This is a genomic window from Nocardiopsis sediminis (assembly GCF_042650565.1).
Classification (GTDB): domain Bacteria; phylum Actinomycetota; class Actinomycetes; order Streptosporangiales; family Streptosporangiaceae; genus Nocardiopsis_B; species Nocardiopsis_B sediminis.
Map to the genome: position 1 here is coordinate 188,306 of NZ_JBHSBH010000010.1, position 19,093 is coordinate 207,398.

The following is a 19,093-nucleotide window of genomic DNA, read 5'->3' on the forward strand; positions in this document are numbered from 1 at the left end:
GTGCCGCGGTGGGCGGCGCGCCGCGCGCGCCGCCGGTCCAACGGGGGCGCACCACCCTCACGGCGTACCGCCCTCCGCGCCGGCGGACCGCCGCCGACGGCGGAAGTCACCCGCCCCCTGCCCGCTGAGTCCACAAGGATGCCGCCCCTCCTCACATTCGCGCAAGACGTCGATATCGGACCATTTTCTGAGATGTGGCGAATCGTGTGATGGCATGTCCTTCGCCTGTCCTTTCCGGAGTGCCGGCCCGAAGCCGGACGGGGTCGAAGCGAATGAACGTGAAATCGGCAATGAGGGTTCCCGACATGAGGGCCGGGGAAACGGATGATCCGCGAGTAGAAAGTTCGGAATTCTATCAACGGTGGTCGGGCGCGGATCGTAGGCTCTGTGGCGGAGGTCCCCTCCGACCTCTTGGAACAGCACGTCATCCCCGGAACGGCGGGCGATGGCGGCCACATGCAAACCCGATGGCGGGCCCGCGCTGCTGTGGGGCGAAGGGGAAATAATGGCATTCGGCGTGCACTACGAAAAACTCATGAGGGATTGGTCCGACGCCGGTCTCGGCGGCGGTTTCGCGTTGGCCTGTATCGTCTGCGGCCGGGCGGCCGAAAACGACCGGGCCGGCCGGTGCGGACATTGCGGGGGAGCGGTCGACGCAATCCATGACATCGGTGCGGTTTCCCTGGATCCCGGACCCAGTCCGCTCCGCCGGTATTTCGATCTGCTCCCCGTGCGCCGCCGCAAGAACCTCTTCTGGTTCGGCGACGGGAACACCCCCTGCCACGCGGCGGAGGGGTTCGGGCGGCGGGCCGGCCTGCCCCACCTCTTCCTGAAGAACGAGAGCACCAACCCCACGCGCAGCACCAAGGACCGCATCGCCTCGGTGGCGCTGTCCCGGTTCCTGGAACTGGGCGTCGGCCGCCTGGTGACCGCCTCCAGCGGCAACAGCTCGACCGCCTACGCCCGCGGCGTGCAGCTCATCGACGGCATCGAGATGGCGCTGTTCTGCGGGCGCGGCTACCACCACCGGCTCAACTACCCCGACCACCCCACGGTCGCCACCCACCTGGTCGACGGCGACGGCCCCGCTGTCGTCGCCGCCGCCCGCCGCTTCGCCGAACGCACCGGCGCCGTCTGCGAGGGCGGGTTCTTCAACCTCGCCCGCCGCGAAGGGCTCAAGCTGGCCTACCTGGAGGCGTTCGACCAGCTGCCCGAACCGCCCGACTACGTCTTCCAGGCCGTGGGCAGCGGGGCGGGCCTGCTGGGCGGCTTCAAGGGGGCGGTGGAGTACCGGCTCCTGGGACGCCTGCCCGCACTCCCCAGGTTCATGGCGGTGCAGCAGGACGGCTGCGCCCCGATGGCGGCCGCCGGCCGCGACGGCGCACCGGCCATCGAGCCCCGCCATATCGTCGCCGACCCCCGCGGCCCGGCCGAGGCGATCCTGTGCGGCGACCCCGCCGCCTCCTACCCCTATGTCCGCCACGCCTGCCGGACCAGCGGCGGGCGGATCCTGTCCGTCGACACCGACGAGATCCGCGCCGTACGCGCCCTGCTCGAGGAGACGGAGGGGATCCAGGTCTGCCACTCCAGCGCCACCGCCCTGGCCGGAGCGGTCCGGATGCGCCGTGAGGGGGTCCTGCCCGCGCGCGCCCGGGTCCTGGTCAACCTCACCGGCGGCGACCGTGTCGGCTGGCCCACCCCCCAGCGCTTCCAGGTGGTCACCCCCCGCCCCCGGGGCGGGACCCGCAACGGCCGCGGCGGCATCCCCCGCCAGCGCGTGGCCTCCGCGGCCTTCCCCACCGAGGACGGGTGAGCCCAGGGCCCCGCCCCGGGACCCTTGCCCCCCGGGACTCTCCTCTCCGGGGAACCGCGATGCTTCCCGGCGAACCGGATCAAATCAGCTGAAGACCGGATCGCCTCCCAAGTACTTCTATTATTGCCTATTTCAGCTTCTTGAGAATTGCTCGTGCGGGCGCTCGAATGCCATAAATGAAAGCATGTAGGTGTTTCGCGGGCGCGAATAAGAGGTACCAAGCCTGTGAAACGACCGGTGGCGCCCCTCGACGCCGATGATGGGAAGGACCGCCCGTGGTGTACACGGCGTCCGTTGAACGCGATGGCGATTTCTACGTCACTCCGTTGACCGACAACTGCCGAATCCTCATGGAGACCGGAGGGCACGCGCTCCTGGGGGTCAGTCACGGAAACAGCTATTTCAGCCGAGGGCGCCTCTCCAAGCTCTTCGCATGGGCGCTCCGCAGGTTCGACGCGGTCGATGTCGTGGCCGCGGACAGCCACGTCATCCAGATCTTCCGCGCAATCGGCTACGACGAAGAACGCGCGCGCAAACGTACCCATAAAGAGACCAGCGTCCTGCGGAACCGCATTAAGGACGCCGCCGCGCAGTGCGGCGCGGACCGGAGCAGGCTCACCTTGCGGGGGCTGTCCGACTTCATGGACGACCCCGCTTACCACGCCGTCCGCGCCCGAACCCAAAAAGCCCTCTGCGACCGGCCCGAATTCCGCGAAGCGGCGCGCGCGATGACCCGGGCCGTCCTCGAATCACGGCTGGGCGCCGGAAACGCCCGGGAAGACCAGATCGACACCGCGTTCTCCTACCTCCAGGCCGAGCTGCCGTTCTTCCACGATGCGCCCCGCATCCTCGGCGTGGAATCCACCGTCTCCTGCTACCACCTCCGACTACCCCTGCTCGACTTCATCTGCGGACCGCATGCGGTGGTGCCCGTGGTGCCCACCCAGGGGTTCGCCGTGGTGCGCCCGGCCGGCCACGGCTAGCCGACGCGCCATCCGCACTCCGGTACCGACACCGCGCCGATACCGGCGACCGGCCCCGCGACATGCGCATCCCCCTACCCCCACACACCGGAGGGACGGCATTGACCACCGACTCCGAATTGCCCCGCTTCCCGTTCTGCCCCCGCGGCGACGTGCTCCATGCGCAGTACCGCGAACTTCAGGAGCACCGGCCCATCACCCGCGTGCTGACCCCGGCCGGCGACCAGGCGTGGCTCATCACCGGCCACGACCTGGCCGTGAGAGCCTTCGACGACGACCGCCTCTCCCTCGTCTGGGGCGCCGTCCTCGACTCCGCCGAGCAGGGCGCCGCGGGCCCGGCGCCCAACGCCGCCGCCTCGGCACAGGCCGCCCACAAGACGGGGCCGCGCCGCGAATTCCTGGGTGCCATCGCGCCGCCCCGCGTCGAGGCGTTACGACCGCGGGCGCGCGCGACCGCACGCACCCTGCTCGACGCCGTCGCCGACTCCCGTCAGCCCGCCGACCTCTTCCCCACCTACGCCCAGGCCCTGCCGCTGGCGCTCACCTGCCTGGTCCTCGGCATGCCCCTCGACGAGGCGCACGGCCTCATCGACTCCATCGAGACCGCCATGCCCATCCGCGAGGACCCCCAGGTCGACTACGGCGCCAACTGGACGCGGATGCACGACTACTTCGTGTCCTTCCTGGCACGCCCGGACCTGCCCGACGGCGCCGCCCGCAGATCCCGCGACACCAACGCCGCGCGCCCGCCCGACGAACGGCTCGACGACGACGTCCTCGCCGAGATCCTCGCCTGGTTCTTCGGCGCCAGCCACGTCGGCGCCGTCAGCGTCCTGGCCCACTCGATCGTCAGCCTCCTCGACCAGCGCACCGCCTGGGACCGGCTGTGCGAACAGGGGGCCGCCCCCCGCCCGGCCGTCGAGGAGCTGCTGCGCCACTCCCTCTTCCTGCACAACGGCCTGCCGCGGGTCGCCACCGCCGACATCGAACTGGGCGGGGTCACCATCCGCGCCGGCGACCGCGTGCTGATCAGCGCCGACACCGCCAACCGCGACCCCGCCGCCTTCCCCGACCCCCACCGGATCGACCTCACACGCAACGGCGGCGCCCACCTCGCATTCGGCCGCGGCACCTACTACTGCCCCGGCAGCGCCCTGGGCCGAATGGGCCTCCAAGTGGCCGTCGAGGAGCTGACCCGGCGCTTTCCCACGATGCGCCTGGCCGTGCCCCCCGGCGAGATCGAGTGGCGCGACGACCTCCTCGACCGCAGGCCCGTCGCCATCCCCGTCACCTGGTGACACCGGTCTCCACCGCCACCGAACCCGCCCGCCACGGAGGAGGACCCGGACCATGAGCGACAACGCCGCCGACGGCCCGCATCCGCTCACCGACGCCCACACGCTCCTGAGCGCCGTGCGGGCGCGCCGGGCCCGCACCTGTGAGGACCTGCTCGCGGCCCTGCCCGCCGTCAAGCCCCGCGACCGCGGCCCCGCACCGGTCACCTGGGTCGGCGACCTCCAGCAGGGCGACGGCGGCAAGGGCGCGATGGTCGACCGCCTCGCCCCCCACCACGACCTCGTGGTCCGGGTCCAGGGCGGCGACAACGCCGGCCACACCGTCGCCTTCCGCGACGGCCGCGGCCCCGCGACCGTCCTGAAGAACCACCTCGTCCCCTCGGGGATGCGCCACCCCGGCGTGGTCGGCGTCATCGGCAACGGCGTCCTGGTCAACCCCGAGACCCTCGCCGGGGAACTCGCCGACCTCGACGCGCGCGGCTTCGCCGTGAGCGGCCGGCTGCTGCTCAGCGACCGCGCCCACCTCGTCCTGCCGCTGCACCTGCGCGCCGACGCCCGCCAGGAGGACGGCGACCGCGCCGACGGCGAGGTCATCGGCACCACCCGGCGCGGGATCGGCCCCGCCAACGTCTGCAAGTACAACCGCACCGGGGTGCGGGTCCGCGACACCGCCGACCTCGACCTGGTCCGCGACCGGCTGCGGCTCAGCGCCGGGCTGTTCGGGCTCCCGCCGTCCTGCGTGGACGACGATGTCGAGTGGGTCCGGGCCCACCGCGACCTGCTGCTGTCCATGGCCGCCGACACCACGGCGCTGCTGGGCGCGGCGGTGGAGGCCGGGCGGCCGGTGCTGTTCGAGGGGGCGCAGGGGCCGCTGATCGACGTCGACCACGGCATCTACCCCTACGTCACCACCTCGCCCACCGTCTTCCACTCGGTGCCCGCCGGGACCGGTGTCGACGGCGCGCGCGTGCGCCACCGTGTCGGCGTCCTCAAGGCCTACCAGACCATGGTCGGCAACGGCGGGTTCGTCACCGAGGAGACCGGTGAACTCGGCGCCCTCCTGCGCGAACGCGGAGCCGAGTCGGGGACCACCACCGGCCGCCCCCGGCGCTGCGGCTGGCTGGACCTCGCCCACGCGCACTGGTCGGCCGAGCTGAACCGCTACACCAGCGTCGTGCTCACCAAGCTCGACGTCCTCGACGGCTTCGACCGCATCGGGGTGTGCGTGGGCTACCGGCGCGCCGGCGACGACGGCCCGCTGCCGTTCCGCCCCGAAGAGGACTACCTGCGCTCCTGCACCCCGATCTACACCCACCTGCCGGGCTGGCGCACCTCGACCACGCACGCACGCGACTACGCCGACCTGCCCGCGGAGCTGACCGCGTTCGCCGGCTTCGTCTCCGCCTACCTGGGGGTCCCCGTCAGCGGGATCAGCAAGGGGCCCCACGCCGACGACCTGATCGTGGTGCCCGGCGGCGAACTCGCCGAGGTCATGGCACCGGCCCCGGAGGCGCCCGTGCCCACTGCCGGGGCCGCGGCGGACCCGGGCCGGGACACCGCCGTGGCGCCGGGGCGGGCCGCGGCACCCGGCCAGGACCAGGCCGCTGCCCCCGGACCGGACCGGGCGGCGCCCGTCACCGCCGCGCGGCGGGCGGGTGACCCGGGCACCGGCCGCGCCGGATCGGGGCCGTGCGTGGCGGTGTTCTGCGGCGCCGGCGCGGGCACCGATCCCCGCCACCGGCGGCTCGCGGCCCAGATCGGCGCCGAATGCGCCCGCCGCGGAACGCACATCGTCTACGGCGCGGGCGGCGTCGGCATGATGGGCGCCCTCTCCGACGCCGCCCTGGAGGGCGGCGGGACGGTCACCGGGATCATCCCGCGCTCGCTCATGGAGCGCGAGTTCGGCCGCCGCGACCTCCACGACCTGCGGGTCGTCGCCTCCATGCACGAACGCAAGGCGCTGATGTACGACCTCGCCGACGCCGTCCTGGTGCTCCCCGGCGGCTACGGGACCTTCGACGAGCTGTTCGAGGCCGTCACCTGGACCCAGCTGGGGCTGCACGACAAGCCCGTGGTCCTGGCGGGCGCGTCCGGCTACTTCGACCCGCTGGTGGGCCTGCTCGACCACGCGCTGACGGCGGGCTTCATCACCCCCGACGACCGCGCGCTGGTGCGCCACGCCGCGACCGCGGGGGAGGCGCTCGACCTCCTGAGCCCGGGCCGGTTCCGGCCCGCCGCCGGCACCGCACCGGACCGGGCGGCGGGCTGAGCCGCCGCCCGCCCCCGGTTCCGGGTCCACCCCCGATCCCGCCCCGCGCCCACCGTGCCGACCCGCAACCCCGGGTGGGCGCGGGGCGGCCCCCGCTCCCGCCGCCCGGGCGGGCGGCGTCCGCACGCGTGCGGCGCGGTGTGCCCGGGTCAGGTCTCCGAGGCCTCGGCGGCGGCGATGCCGTGCAGCTGGTTGATCGCGGTCATCGCGGCCGGCCACCCGGCGTAGAACGCCAGGTGCGTGATCGCCTCGGCCAGCTCGTCCACGGTCAGCCCGTTGTCCAGTGCGAGCTTGAGGTGGAAGCCGAGCTGATCGGGCCGGTGCAGCGCCGCCAGGGCGGTGACGGTGATCAGGCTGCGGTCGCGCGGGGACAGCTCCGCGCGCTCCCACACGTCGCCGAAGAGCACGTCGTCGGTCAGCTGCACCAGCTTGGGCGCCAGCTCGGCCAGGTGCCGGGGTGCGGTCTGCTTCGCCATGCGCGGACTCCTTATTGCGGGCGATGTCGTCTAGGACTCGCGGGACGGGACCTGCCGATGGCCTGCCAGCAGCGGTGTCGCCGCCGTGGTGGCCAGGAGCAGGACGCAGGTGATGATCAGGCTGGTGCGCACGCCGGCCGCGAGACCGGCGGGTCCGGCGAGCAGGGCGCCGAAGACGGCGACGGCCAGCGCCCCGCCCACCTGGCGGGCCGAGTTGAGGATGCCGCCCGCGACACCGGCCCGGTGGGCGGGGACGCCGTCGAGCAGGTGCGCGGTGATCGGGGGCATGATCAACGGGCCGCCCAGGCCGACCGGGAACAGCAGCACGGCGATCAGCCACACCGGTGCCGTCTCGGGAAGAATGGCCAGGGCGGCCACGCCGGCGCCCATCACGAGCAGGCCGGCGGTGATCGATACCCGGCGGCCGATCCGCTCCACCAGCCGGGCCACGACCGGGGTCAGCAGCGAGGCGACGGCCAGCATGGGGACGAACGCCAGTCCGGTGGCCATCGGCGACAGCCCGCGCAGCTGCTGGAAGTACAGGCTGTACAGGAACGGCAGCCCGTAGAAGGCGACCATGAACGTGAAGCCGAGCGCGACGGCGATCACCACGCTGCGGTTGCGGAACAGCTCCAGCGGGACCATCGGGTGCGCGGCACGCGCCTCGACCAGCAGGAAGGCGGCCGCCCCGGCGACCGCGACGGCGAAAGCGACGAGGACGCGGGGCGCGGTGAACCCCTCGGCGCCGGCCTCGATCACCCCGTAGGTGAGCCCGCCCATCGCCGCGACGGCGGCGACCTGCCCGGCCCAGTCGAAGGGCACCTTCCGGTGCGGCGAGGGCGCCGTGCCCACCAGCAGGAGCAGCGCCGCGGCGCCAACGGGCACGTTGAGGAAGAAGATCAGGGGCCAGCCCCACACCCCGGTGAGCACGCCGCCCACGAGGGGTCCGGAGGAGGCGGCCGCGGCACCGCCCATCGCCCAGACGGCGATCGCGCGGGCGCGTTCGGCCGGGTCGTCGTAGGTCTCGCGGATCAGGGCCAGGGTGGCGGGCATCATCACCGCCGCGCCGACGCCCTGCACGAACCGGGCCCAGACCAGCGCGCCGAGGCCGGGGGAGAGACCGCAGGCGGCGGAGGCGAGGACGAACACCGCCAGCCCCAGGCCGAAGGCGCGCCGGGCGCCGATGCGGTCCGTGAGCGCACCCGCTGATAGCAGCAGGGCGGCGAACATCAGCGTGTAGCCGTCCACCACCCACTGGAGGCCCGTCATCCCGCCGCCCAGATCGCCGCGGATGGAGGGGAGCGCGACGTTGACGACCGTGGCGTCCAGGGTGATGACGAAGAAGCCGGCCACCGCGGCCGCGAGCGCGGCCGTCCGCCGCCTGCGCCCGCGGTCCGCCGGACCTGCGGCGGGCCGTGCGCGGGAACCCGTGGTCGGCACCGATGATCCTCCCAAGTGAAACGCGGTGGACGGAATGCACCCGGATGGGGCGGCCGACGGGCCGCCCCATCCGGGGCACTACCGATGAAACCCCTGGTCACACAATCGGGGAAGGTAAAGTCATACCGGGTAACGACAGAACCCCCCACGGCCCCCCGAGCGGATCTAGCCTGGACAACGTGGACAACCGCAGCGAGATCAAGGGGTTCCTGGCCTCACGCCGCGCCAGGATCACCCCCCGGCAGGCGGGCCTGCCCGCCTACGGCGGCAACCGCCGCGTCCCCGGGCTGCGGCGTGAGGAAGTCGCCATGCTCGCCGGGGTGAGCATCGACTACTACATCCGCCTGGAGCGCGGCAACCTCGCCGGCGTCTCGGATGCGGTCCTGGACGCCCTCGCCCGCGCCCTCGAACTCGACGCCGCCGAACGCGCGCACCTGCACGACCTCGCCCGCGCCGCGAACACCACCCACCGGAGGCGGAGGCGCCCCGCTCAGCCGCAGACCCGGGTCCCGGAGAGCGTGCAGCGGATCCTCGACTCCATGACCGACACCCCGGCGTTCGTCCGCAACAGCCGCCTCGACTTCCTCACCGCCAACCGGCTCGGCTATGCCCTGTACGCGCCGCTGTTCTCCAGCGGACGCCGGCCGCCGGTCAACTTCGCCCGGTTCAGGTTCCTCGACCCCCGCGGCCGCGAATTCTTCGGCCCCGGCTGGGCGGAGTCGACGGCCAACACGGTCGCCCTCCTGCGCACCGAGGCCGGCCGCAACCCGCACGACAAGGGGCTTTCCGACCTCATCGGCGAACTCGTCACCCGCAGCGACGAATTCCGCGCCGCCTGGGCCGAGCACGACGTGCGCCTGCACCACCGTGGCGTCAAGTACGTCCGCCACCCCGTCGTCGGCGACGTCACCCTCGACTTCGAAGCCCTGCATCTGCCCGCCCACCCCACGTTGAGCCTCAACGTCCTCAGCGCCGAGCCCGGATCCCGCGACGACGACGCGCTCAAGCTCCTCGCCGGCTGGGCTGCGAGCGCCGGCCAGGCGGGCCTCGCCCACGTTCTGGACGCGCCGCCGGCCCCGGAGACGGCCGGTCAGGCCGGGTAGCAGGACACCTCGGCGGCCTTCACGCCGGCGTAAACGGTGTCGCCGGGGGCCAGGCGCAGGTCGGCGAGGGCGGCGGGGGTGATGTCGGCCGACAGGGCCAGCTCACCGTCGAGGTGCACGCGGACCTGGTCGCCGAACCGCTCGATACCGTCGATGACCACGCGCCAGGTGTTGCGCGGCGTCCCGCCGGGCACCGCGCGGTACAGCGCGACGGCGCGCGGCGGGAAGGCCGCGAACACCTCGCCCCGCGGGGTCCCCGGGACCACCACCCGCGCCTCGTGCCCGGGCGGCCCGACGACCACGTCACCGTCGCCCCGGGCGTGCCCCCGGTACAGGTTGAGGCCGACCAGCCGCGCCACATAGTCGGTGCGGGGACGGCGCGCCACCTCGGCCGGGGTGCCGGTCTGCACCACCGATCCGTCCTCGACCACTGTCACCCGGTCGGCGAGCACCATCGCCTCCAACGGGTCGTGGGTGACGATCACCGTGGCGCCGTCGAAACCGGCCAGGTGGCGCCGCAGCTGCGCGCGGATCGCCACCCGGGTGTGGGCGTCCAGCGCCGCCAGCGGCTCGTCGAGCAGCAGCAGGCGCGGCTCGACCGCCAGGGCCCGGGCCAGGGCCACCCGCTGCGCCTGCCCGCCGGAGAGCGCGGCGGGGCGGGCGGCGGCGTGCGCCGACAGCCCCATGCGCTCCAGCAGCTCCGCCGCGATGCGCCGCGCCTGCGCCCGGCCCGCGCCGCGGCAGCGGGGGCCGAACGCCACGTTGTCCAGGGTGCTCATGTGCCGGAAGAGCAGGTAGTCCTGGAAGACCATCCCGATGGGCCGCTCCTCGGTGGGCACGGTGGTGATGTCGCGCCCGTCCAGCTCGATGCGGCCCCCCTCCATGGGCACCAGCCCCGCCAGCGCGCGCAGCGCGGTGGACTTCCCGGCCCCGTTGGGTCCCAGCAGCGCCAGCACCTCGCCCGCCGCCACCGACACCTCCGCCTCCAGGGCGAACGCGGGACGCCGCACCACCAGCCGCGCGTCCAGCGCAACGGGGCGAACGGCCGGGCCGGCGCCCGGCTCCGCGGTCGGGATCACAGCGGGTTCACCCATCTTTCGCGCAGGCTGACCAGGATCACCAGCGACACCAGGAGCAGGACGAGGCTCAGGACGATCGCCGACTCCGGGCTCGTCTGCATGGCCAGGTACACCGCGATCGGCATCGTCTGCGTGCGCCCGGGGAAGTTGCCCGCGAAGGTGATCGTCGCGCCGAACTCGCCCAGGGCGCGCGCCCAGCACAGGACCGCGCCCGCCACCACGCCCGGCAGCACGGAGGGCAGGGTGACGCGCAGGAACACCACCGCGCGGGTCGCGCCCAGTGTCGCCGCGGCCTCCTCGAAGCGGCGGTCGGCGCCGCGCAGCGCGCCCTCCACGCTGACCACCAAGAACGGCATGGCCACGAACACCTGCGCGACGACAACGGCGGCCGGGGTGAAGGGCAGGGAGTAGCCGAACCAGTCGTAGAGGTACTGGCCGACCACGCCGCGGCGGCCCAGCGCCAGCAGCAGGGCGACGCCGCCGACCACCGGCGGGATCACCATGGGCACCGTGACCAGCGCCCGCACCACGCGCCGTCCGGGGAAGTCCGTCCGCGCCAGCAGCCAGGCCAGCGGCACGCCCAGCGCCAGCGAGATGGCCGTGGCCGCGGTCGCCGTGGCCAGCGACAGGCCGAGGGCGGCACGGATCTCGGGCATGGCCAGCCGGGTGCCGAGGGTCGCCCAGGGGGCGCGGATCAGCAGCCCGGCGAACGGCAGGACCAGGAAGGCGATCCCGATGAGCGCCGGGACCACCAGCAGCCAGGGGAACCGTCCGCGCCGCACCCGTGTGCGGCGTGGGGCGGGACGCCCGGGGCCGCCGCCGGATGCCGCGGGTGCGCCGGCGCGCGGCCCGGCGTCCGTGCCGCTCACCGGGGCCCGCCCCCGCGTGGGCCCCGCGGCTCTCCGGCGCCCGGCCGGGTGCGCGCGACGCTGCTCATGCGGCGCGGAACCCCGCGTCGCCCAGGACCTCGGCTCCGGTCTCGGAGGTGACCAGCTCGACCCACGCCCGCGCCAGCTCCGGTTCGGGCGCTTCGGCGAGGGCGGCGATCGGGTAGTCGTTGATCGCCGACTCCGCCTCGGGGAACTCGATGCCGGTGACGGCGCCCTCGGAGGCGATGACGTCGGTGCGGTAGACCAGTGCGGCGTCGACCTCGCCGAGCTCGACCTTGGTCAGCGCGGCGCGGACGTCCTCCTCCTCGGTGACCGGGGTGATCTCCACGCCGGTCTCGTCCATGAGGGTCTCGGCCGCCGCGCCGCAGGGGACCTCCGCCGCGCACAGCGCCACCGAGACGCCGTCGCCGGCGAGATCGGCCAGCTCCTCGATCCCGGCGGGGTTGTCCGGCGGGACGGCGATCTCCAGGATGTTGCGCACGAAGACGGCCGGCTCGCCGTCGGTGCCGCCCGCCTCGGCGACCAGGTCCATGTTGGCGGGGTTGGCCGAGGCGAAGACGTCGGCGGGCGCCCCCTCGTTGATCTGCTGGGCCAGCTCCGAGCTGCCCGCGAAGTTGAACTCGACCGCGACCCCCGGCTCGGCCTCCTCGAACCGCGTGCCCAGCTCCTCGAAGGACTCGGTGAGGGAGGCGGCGGCGAAGACGGTCAGGGTGCGCTCGGCGGCGCTCTGGCCGCCCGCGGCGGCGGGGTCGTCGCCGTCGACCTGCCCGCAGCCGGCCGCGGCCAGCAGCAGCGCCGCGGCCAGTACCGGGGCGAGCGGTGGACGACGGCGGCGGGACACGGGGGAGGGGCGGCGGGGGGTGGGCTCACGCATGGCGCGCTCCTGAGGGGGTTTCCGTCTCGACGATGACGTTGGTCGACTTCACGACCGCGGTCGCGACCGTGCCGACCTCGAGGCCCATCTCGTCGGCGGCCTCGCGGCTCATGAGCGACACGACGCGGTGGGGGCCGGCCTGGATCTCCACGTGGGCCATGACGCCGTCGCGGACGACGGCGGTGACCAGGCCGTGGAACCGGTTGCGGGCGGAGGAGGAGCGGCGGGCCGGGTCGTCGGCCGCCCCCGACCGCATGAACGCGGCGAGGTCGGCCCCGGCGATGCGGCGGTGGCCGTGCGGGTCCCGCACGGCGGCGAGCCGGCCGGAGTCGACCCACCGCCGCACGGTATCCGCGCTCACGCCGACGAGATCGGCGACCTCGCTGATTCGAAGATTCGACACCAGGAAACCATATACCTGGCAAATGCCAGGATCCAGGGCGGATTGCGCCCGCAGATGCGGTCCATGGCGGTCACTTCTTCTTCGCGGCGGCCGCCCGGTTGCCCGCGGCCGGAGCGGCGGCCCGCTGGCGGCCCGCAGGTGCGGCGGCGCGTGTCCGCCCGGCGGGTGCCGCCTTGCCCTGGCGGCTCGGCGGTGCGGCGGCCTTGGCGCGCCCGGCGGGTGCCGGTTTCCCCTGGCGGGCCGCCGGTGCGGCGGCGGCCCGAGTACGCCCCACCTGCGCGGTCGCGCGGGTCCGCCCGTTCTTCGCCGCGGCGGCCCGGGTCCCGGTGCCCTTCGCCGCGGCGGGCGCCCGGGTCGCCCGGGTGGCGGCGGCGCGTGTCCGCCCGCCCTTGGCCGGAGTGGTCGCCCGGCCGACCTTGGACGCTGCCGCGCCGCGCGGTGCCCGGGTGGTCTTCGCCGCGCCACCCCGCGCGGCCTGCGTGCGGGCCGTGCCCGGGGCCTTCGCCGCGCCACCGCGGGCGGCGGCCGCACGGGTACGCGTCCCGCCGGCGGGCTTCGTCGCGCCGCGCGCGCCCGCGCGCCGGGTGGCCGCGGTCGCCGTCGCGCGCCCACCGCCGGCACGGGCCGGCCGGGCGGCCGCCCTCGTGCCGCGGACGGCACCCTCGGGCTGGCGCGGGCGGGGCAGCCTCACCTCGGGCCGCATGAACGGCTGCACCGACTGCTGGTGGCGGAAGATGCCGAGCGGGTCGAAGTTCTCCTTCACCTGCTGCATCCGCTGGTAGTGCCGGCCGGTGCCGTAGTAGAGGTCATGCCACGAGTACTCGGAGGCGTTCCACCTCGAACTCAGATCCACGTCCGGATAGCCGATGTAACAGCCGTCGGTCAGCCCCTTACCGGTCACGTCCGGAACCGGCACCCCGCCGGTGGACTTGAACATGTTGTAGTACAGCGTGCGGATCCAGGCCAGCTCGTCGGTGCCCTTGCCGGGCGCGGGCCAGTAGATCTGGTGCTGGAGCTTCATGATGGAGTCGCGCTGATAGGCGGCGGTGGCGCTCTTGCTCTTGCGGTTGATCGCCGAGCCGTAGGAGTCCACCTGGACCACGGCGTCGCGCGTGACCGACCGGCCCTCACCGGCCAGCGACTTCCACATGGCGTCGATCTGCTCCGGGCCCATCGGCTTGCGCAGGTAGGCGGACTTGTATTTGCCGCACTTGAGGTTGTCCACCGGGTCCAGCGTCTTGTCCACGGTGTTCCACGTCAGCTTGGCGGGCGTCATGGGCGAACCCAGCGACGGGAGCGCCGGGTAGTGGCCGATCGCCTCCTCCAGCGGCATGAACTTGGGCTTGTGCCCCCGGTCCATGGCCCTCAGGAACGTGTTCATGCGGTCCTTGGCGTTGGGGATGGAGGCGTCCATCTGCGCCAAGAGCCCGATCTGATCGTTGCCGGCGTGGGTGAGCAGCAGGATCCCGAAGAGGGCGGAGAATTTGTCGCGCCCCCGGTGCTCGGCGAAGAACTTGCCGAAGTTGTTCACGATCCGGGTGAAGTCGGCCTTGGACTTGATGACGTCCTTCCAGGGCCACCCGCCCGATGAGAACAGGACGTGTTCGGGCGCCGTGGGCAGGTTGTGGAACCAGAACTTCGTCACGATCCCGAAGTTGCCCCCGCCGCCCCCGGTGTGGGCCCACCACAGCTCCCTGAGCTTGGGGTCCTTGCTGTCCCTCGTCGCCTTGACCAGCTTCACGTTCTTCTTGGAGTCGACGACGGCGACCTCCACCCCGTAGAGGTAGTCGACGGTGAGCCCGTACTGGCGCGAGAGCAGGCCGAAGCCCCCGGCGGGGATGTGCCCCCCCATCCCGACGGTCGAGCAGGAGCCGCCCGGCAACGCCTTGCCGGTCGCCAGGAACAGCCGCTTGCGCAGGTCGCCGTTGGTGGCACCGGCCTCGATACAGACGATGTCCTCGCCCTTGGGGCCCTTCTGCTTCTCGGTGTAGATGCCGTCGAGCAGCGAGACGTCGATGATGACCCGGACGTCATCAGCGCAGACGAAGTTCTCATAGCAGTGCCCACCGGCGCGGACCGTGATCCGGTCGCGCTTGGCGACCTCCGGTTTTTCGCGGACGGCCTTCTCCAGGGCGCGACACGCCTCCTCGCCGGTGCGCACCAGCCGCACGTACTCCGGGCTGGAAGTCCACCGGGGGTTGAAGCCCCGGCACAGGGAAGCGAACCGCCGGTCCCCCTTCATGACCTTGATGCCGCCGTCGTCCGTGATGCTCGATGGTTTTTTCTTGGTCAGCGTTGCCATGCCGCTCACCTGCCCTTCGTACAGTGCGGCGGTGCCATTGCGGCCGGGCGGCTACCGCAAACCATGTCAAATCAACCCCAAGAGGGGCGTACTGTTCGTTCACCCCAGGAATACGACGAAGGCCCCCACCTCGAGAAACGAGGCGGAGGCCGGGGGGACGGAGGGGCTAGACGGCGTCGATGTCGGCGAGCGGCGCCCGCCACTCACGCGCGGTCCTGTCCCGGTCGATGAGGGGGCGGAACAGGACTGCGCCTGCCCGGCGGACCCTCCATGACCGGCCCGGTGTCACTCGGGGACAAGGTGGTCGAAGCGGTCGTCGGTGAAGTCGGCCATGTTCGGGGAGGTGGGGATCTCGCCGGCTTCGGCGAAGGAGTCGGCCAGGGTCTGTTCGCGGTCGATGAGGTCCTGGTCGATCGGGCGCGGGGTGGGGGAGCGGCGTTCGGCGGCGAGGCGGGTGACCTCTACCGGGAGGCCGCTGTGCTCGGCCCAGACCTCCGCGTACTCGTCGGGGTTCTCGCCGCTCCAGACCACCGCGCGGTGGACGCGCTCCACGTAGTCCTCCAGGGCGGCGGCCTTGGCCGGGTCCTCCAGGGCGGTGTCCGCTGCGACCTGGAAGTTGAAGGTGTTGCCGTAGGCCTCCGCGTTGACCAGGATCTCGGCGTCGAGCCGGTCCTCGGCCTGGGCCACGTAGGGGTCCCACACCGCCCAGGCGTCCACGCGGCCCTCCGAGAACGCGGCGAGGGCGTCGGCGGGCTGGAGGAACTCCACCTCAAGGTCGTCGAAGCCCAGGTCCTCGTCGCTGAGGACCTCGAGCAGCTGGGCGTGGGCGGAGCTGCCGCGCGCGACCGCCACCCGCGCGCCGGCCAGGTCGGCGGGGTCGGTGAGGTCCGACCCCGGCGGGACCACGATGGAGGACGCGTCGGGCCCGGAGTCGAACGCGGCGACGATCTTCACCTCGGAGCCGGCCGCGGCGGCGAACACCGGCGGGGCGTTGCCCACCTGGCCGATGTCCACGGCGTTGGCGTGCACCGCCTCCAGCAGCGGCGGCCCGGAGGTGAACGTCGACCACTCGAGCGTGTAGGGGACGTCGTCGAGCTCGCCCGCCGCGTCCAGGAGCGGTTGCGCGCCCGCGAGCTGGTCGCCGACGGTCAGCGTCACCTGTGACAGGTCCACGGTGCCGTCGTCGCGCACGGCGTCGTCGCCGCCGCACGCGGCGGCCGTGAGCAGGACCGCGAGGGCGGCGGTGGCGGAGCGCAGTACGCGGGGGGTCATGCGTTTCCCATCGGGTCGGCGCCGCGTACGGCGGTGGCGGGGCGGGCTACGGCCGTCATGGTGTGGGGTACGGCGGTGGTCATGTGCTTCCGATCGGGTCGACGCCGAGGGCGGTGAGGAGGTCGGCGCGGGAGCGGGCGAGCGCTTCGTGGTCGCGTGGGCGGGGGCGGTCCAGGCCGATGTGCTGCTCGTGGGCGATGCGCCCCTCGGCGAGTACGAGGACGCGGTCGGCGAGCAGCAGCGCCTCGTCGACGTCGTGGGTGACCAGCAGGACGCCGGGCCGGTGCCGCCGCCACAGCCGCAGTACCAGGTCGTGCATGGAGATCCGGGTCAGGGCGTCGAGCGCGCCGAAGGGCTCGTCGAGCAGCAGCAGGCCGGGCTCGCGCACGAGCGCGCGGGCGAGGGAGGCCCGCTGCGCCTCGCCCCCGGACAGGGTCACCGGCCAGGCGTCGAGGTGCCCGCCGAGGCCGACCTCGCCCAGCGCCTCCGCGGCCGCCGCGGCGGGGTCGGGGGCGTCCAGGCCCAGGGCGACGTTGGCGCCCACGCGCTTCCACGGCAGCAGCCGCGGCTCCTGGAAGGCGACCATGACGGGCACCGGCACCTCGACCGCGCCCTCGGCGTCGCGGTCCAGGCCGGCGAGGATCCGCAGGAGCGTGGACTTCCCCGACCCGCTCCTGCCGAGCAGGGCGACGAACTCCCCGGCCTCGATGCGCAGGTCGACGCCGTCCAGCACCGGGCGGCCGTCGAAGGTGCGGGTCAATTCGCTGACCTCGGCCGCCGCAGTGGTGGAGCCGGACTGCGCCTGACGTGCGGCTCCGGTGGCGGCGGCGCTCGGGGCGGTCGCCGCGGTCACCGTGCGTCGAAAGCGCGTCGCCATGCCAGCGCCCTCCTTTCGGTGAATCGGACCAGGGCGTCGGTGAGCAGCCCGAGCACGCTGTAGATGAGCAGACCCAGGACGACGATGTCGGTGCGCAGGAACTCCCGGGCGCTGTTGACCATGAATCCCAGCCCGGCGTCGGCGTTGATCTGCTCGGCGACGATGAGCGCGAGCCATGCCGAGCCCAGGCTCAGCCGCAGCCCGACCAGGAGCCCGGGCAGCGCGCCGGGGAGCACCACGTGGCGGACGACCCCGGCGCGCGAGAGCCCGAGGACCGCGGCGACCTCGCGGAACTTCGCGTCCACGCCGCGGATCGCCGCCGCGGTGTTGATGTAGAGGGGGATGGCGACGGCGAGGGCGACCAGCGCGACCTTCGGGGTCTCGCCGATCCCGAACCAGAGGATGAACAGCGGGATCAGGCCGAAGATGGGGACCGTCCGCAGCATCTGCATGGGGGGATCGAGCAGGCTCTCGCCCCATCGGCTGAGGCCGGTCACGACCGCGAGCCCGATCCCGGCGACGGAGCCGATGGCGAACCCGGTCAGCACGCGCTGGAGGGAGACCGTGATCGCTTCGGCGAGCGTGCCGTCGCCCAGCAGGTCGGCCGCTGTGGCGGCGACGGTGCTGGGGGCGGGCAGCAGGCGGTCGGGGATGAGGCCCAGCGAGGCGCCGAGCTGCCAGGCGATCAGCAGCGCGAGCGGGCTGAGCCAGCGGTCCCAGAGCCGGATCCGCTGGAGCACCCGCTTGCGCGGTCGCGCGGGTGCCGCGGGACGGGGGCCCGGGGGCGCGTGGCGTCGCGGCGGATCCGGTGCGCGCGGCGGCGCTGCGGTGTCGGACGGGTTCATGGGGGGTGCCCTCCATGGTGGTGACGGGAGCGGGGATGGTGGCGCGACCGGCCGATCTCATATTTTACCCACCTGATTAGTAGGAAATAAAGACCTCGATCGTCGATCCCGTCACTTGCCCGCTCCTGAGTGTCACGTGGTGCGTGGGTCTGTGGATGGTGCTAACTTACTCATAGTTTGTACTGTTGAATGGAAAGCGCCCTTCCCGGGAAGCGGTCCACCTTTCCCTGCCACAGATCGGAGCACGATCGTGATCGTCGTGACCGGAGCGACCGGCGCACTTGGGCGCCACGTCATCGACGGGCTGCTGGAGCGCGTCCCCGCCGACCAGGTCGCCGCCGTCGTCCGCAACCCGGACAGGGCGGCCGGCATCGCCGAACGCGGCGTCGAGCTGCGCGTCGCCGACTACAACGACCCCGCCTCCCTCCAGGGCGCCTTCGGCGCGGGGGACCGGGCCCTGCTGATCTCCGGGAACGATGTCGGCGCCCGGATCCCGCAGCACCGCGCCGTCGTCGACGCCGCGAAGGACGCCGGGGTCGCGCTGCTGGCCTACACCGGCGTCCTCGGCGGCCCCGACGCCGACTTCTCGCTCGCCGACGACCACAAGGGCACCGAGCAGGCCATCCTCGACTCGGGCCTGCCCTACGTCTTCCTGCGCAACGGCTGGTACAACGAGAACTACACCGAGAACCTCGCCCAGCCCCTGGAGCAGGGCACCGTCCTGGCCAGCGCCGGCGAGGGCCGCGTGGCCTCCGCGACCCGCGCCGACTACGCCGCCGCCGCTGTCGCGGTGCTGACCGGCGAGGGCCACGAGAACCGCGCCTACGAGCTCAGCGGCGACGAGGCCTGGAGCTTCGCCGAGTACGCGGCCGAGCTCTCCCGCCAGTCCGGCAAGGAGGTCACCTACACCAGCGTGACCCCCGAGGAACACGCGCGGATCCTGACCGAGGCGGGGCTGCCCGGCGCCGTCGTCGACATGCTCGTCGGCATCGACGGCGCCATCGCCCGCGGCCTGCTCGCCCACCGCAACGGCGACCTCGCCAAGCTCATCGGCCGCCCCACCACGCCCATCGCCACCAGCATCGCCGACGCGCTGGCGTCCTGACCCGCGCCGCCGCCGGCGTCGCCCCGCACTCGCCTCTGCGGGGCGGCGACGGCGCGCTGCCGCGGTC

General features: G+C 73.4%; 16 protein-coding genes. 6 read left to right on the top strand and 10 right to left on the bottom strand.

Features of this window, described 5'->3' with window-relative positions; genetic code table 11:
• Positions 1–730: 730 nt before the first annotated feature.
• The 4 genes from ACFOVU_RS15840 to ACFOVU_RS15855 all read left to right on the top strand — a co-directional run bounded on the left by ACFOVU_RS15840 (position 731) and on the right by ACFOVU_RS15855 (position 6,360).
• Positions 731–1,813 (top strand): threonine synthase, encoded by a 1,083-nt coding sequence (locus ACFOVU_RS15840; RefSeq protein ID WP_378534343.1) that lies wholly within the window; start codon positions 731–733, stop codon positions 1,811–1,813.
• Between the two features lie 275 nt (positions 1,814–2,088).
• Positions 2,089–2,796 (top strand): tRNA-dependent cyclodipeptide synthase, encoded by a 708-nt coding sequence (locus ACFOVU_RS15845; RefSeq protein ID WP_378534345.1) that lies wholly within the window; start codon positions 2,089–2,091, stop codon positions 2,794–2,796.
• Between the two features lie 101 nt (positions 2,797–2,897).
• Positions 2,898–4,094, top strand: a complete 1,197-nt coding sequence (locus tag ACFOVU_RS15850; RefSeq protein WP_378534347.1) for a cytochrome P450 — start codon at positions 2,898–2,900, stop codon at positions 4,092–4,094.
• A gap of 52 nt (positions 4,095–4,146) precedes the next feature.
• Positions 4,147–6,360, top strand: coding sequence for an adenylosuccinate synthetase (locus ACFOVU_RS15855; RefSeq protein WP_378534349.1), 2,214 nt, complete (start codon positions 4,147–4,149; stop codon positions 6,358–6,360).
• A 149-nt stretch (positions 6,361–6,509) separates the two neighbouring features.
• Here ACFOVU_RS15855 and ACFOVU_RS15860 read toward each other — a convergent pair whose 3' ends face one another.
• Both ACFOVU_RS15860 and ACFOVU_RS15865 read right to left on the bottom strand, forming a co-directional pair.
• On the bottom strand, positions 6,510–6,836 hold the full coding sequence (locus ACFOVU_RS15860; protein WP_378534351.1) for a carboxymuconolactone decarboxylase family protein: 327 nt from the start codon (positions 6,834–6,836) through the stop codon (positions 6,510–6,512).
• Between the two features lie 30 nt (positions 6,837–6,866).
• Entirely contained in the window at positions 6,867–8,276 is a 1,410-nt protein-coding gene (locus tag ACFOVU_RS15865; protein ID WP_378534353.1) for an MFS transporter, read from the bottom strand.
• 179 nt (positions 8,277–8,455) lie between these two features.
• Between ACFOVU_RS15865 and ACFOVU_RS15870 the strand changes: the two genes are divergently transcribed.
• Entirely contained in the window at positions 8,456–9,379 is a 924-nt protein-coding gene (locus ACFOVU_RS15870) for a helix-turn-helix transcriptional regulator (RefSeq protein WP_378534355.1), read from the top strand.
• Here the strand turns inward: ACFOVU_RS15870 and ACFOVU_RS15875 are convergent.
• From ACFOVU_RS15875 to ACFOVU_RS15910, 8 genes are all read right to left on the bottom strand, one after another.
• On the bottom strand, positions 9,367–10,473 hold the full coding sequence (locus ACFOVU_RS15875; protein WP_378534357.1) for an ABC transporter ATP-binding protein: 1,107 nt from the start codon (positions 10,471–10,473) through the stop codon (positions 9,367–9,369). The genes ACFOVU_RS15870 and ACFOVU_RS15875 overlap by 13 nt on opposite strands.
• On the bottom strand, positions 10,455–11,240 hold the full coding sequence (locus ACFOVU_RS15880) for an ABC transporter permease (protein WP_378534358.1): 786 nt from the start codon (positions 11,238–11,240) through the stop codon (positions 10,455–10,457). Before ACFOVU_RS15880 ends, ACFOVU_RS15875 begins: the two co-directional genes overlap by 19 nt.
• A gap of 151 nt (positions 11,241–11,391) precedes the next feature.
• On the bottom strand, positions 11,392–12,222 hold the full coding sequence (gene modA, locus ACFOVU_RS15885; RefSeq protein ID WP_378534360.1) for a molybdate ABC transporter substrate-binding protein: 831 nt from the start codon (positions 12,220–12,222) through the stop codon (positions 11,392–11,394).
• Positions 12,215–12,625 (bottom strand): TOBE domain-containing protein, encoded by a 411-nt coding sequence (locus ACFOVU_RS15890; protein ID WP_378534362.1) that lies wholly within the window; start codon positions 12,623–12,625, stop codon positions 12,215–12,217. The genes modA and ACFOVU_RS15890 overlap by 8 nt, the downstream gene beginning before the upstream one ends.
• A 70-nt stretch (positions 12,626–12,695) precedes the next feature.
• The gene (locus ACFOVU_RS15895) at positions 12,696–14,927 is read right to left on the bottom strand and encodes an FAD-dependent oxidoreductase (RefSeq protein ID WP_378534895.1); all 2,232 of its coding nucleotides are present in this window, start codon (positions 14,925–14,927) and stop codon (positions 12,696–12,698) included.
• Positions 14,928–15,212: 285 nt separating this feature from the next.
• Positions 15,213–16,199, bottom strand: coding sequence for an ABC transporter substrate-binding protein (locus ACFOVU_RS15900; protein WP_378534364.1), 987 nt, complete (start codon positions 16,197–16,199; stop codon positions 15,213–15,215).
• 79 nt (positions 16,200–16,278) lie between these two features.
• Positions 16,279–17,076 (bottom strand): ABC transporter ATP-binding protein, encoded by a 798-nt coding sequence (locus ACFOVU_RS15905; protein WP_378534366.1) that lies wholly within the window; start codon positions 17,074–17,076, stop codon positions 16,279–16,281.
• Positions 17,049–17,921 carry an ABC transporter permease gene (locus ACFOVU_RS15910; protein WP_378534368.1) on the bottom strand — a complete coding sequence of 291 codons (873 nt, stop codon included), beginning with the start codon at positions 17,919–17,921 and terminating at the stop codon, positions 17,049–17,051. Before ACFOVU_RS15910 ends, ACFOVU_RS15905 begins: the two co-directional genes overlap by 28 nt.
• 259 nt (positions 17,922–18,180) lie before the next feature.
• On the opposite strand from ACFOVU_RS15910, the gene ACFOVU_RS15915 reads away from it, so the two are divergent.
• The gene (locus ACFOVU_RS15915; protein WP_378534370.1) at positions 18,181–19,026 is read left to right on the top strand and encodes an SDR family oxidoreductase; all 846 of its coding nucleotides are present in this window, start codon (positions 18,181–18,183) and stop codon (positions 19,024–19,026) included.
• The last annotated feature ends 67 nt before the right edge of the window (positions 19,027–19,093 follow it).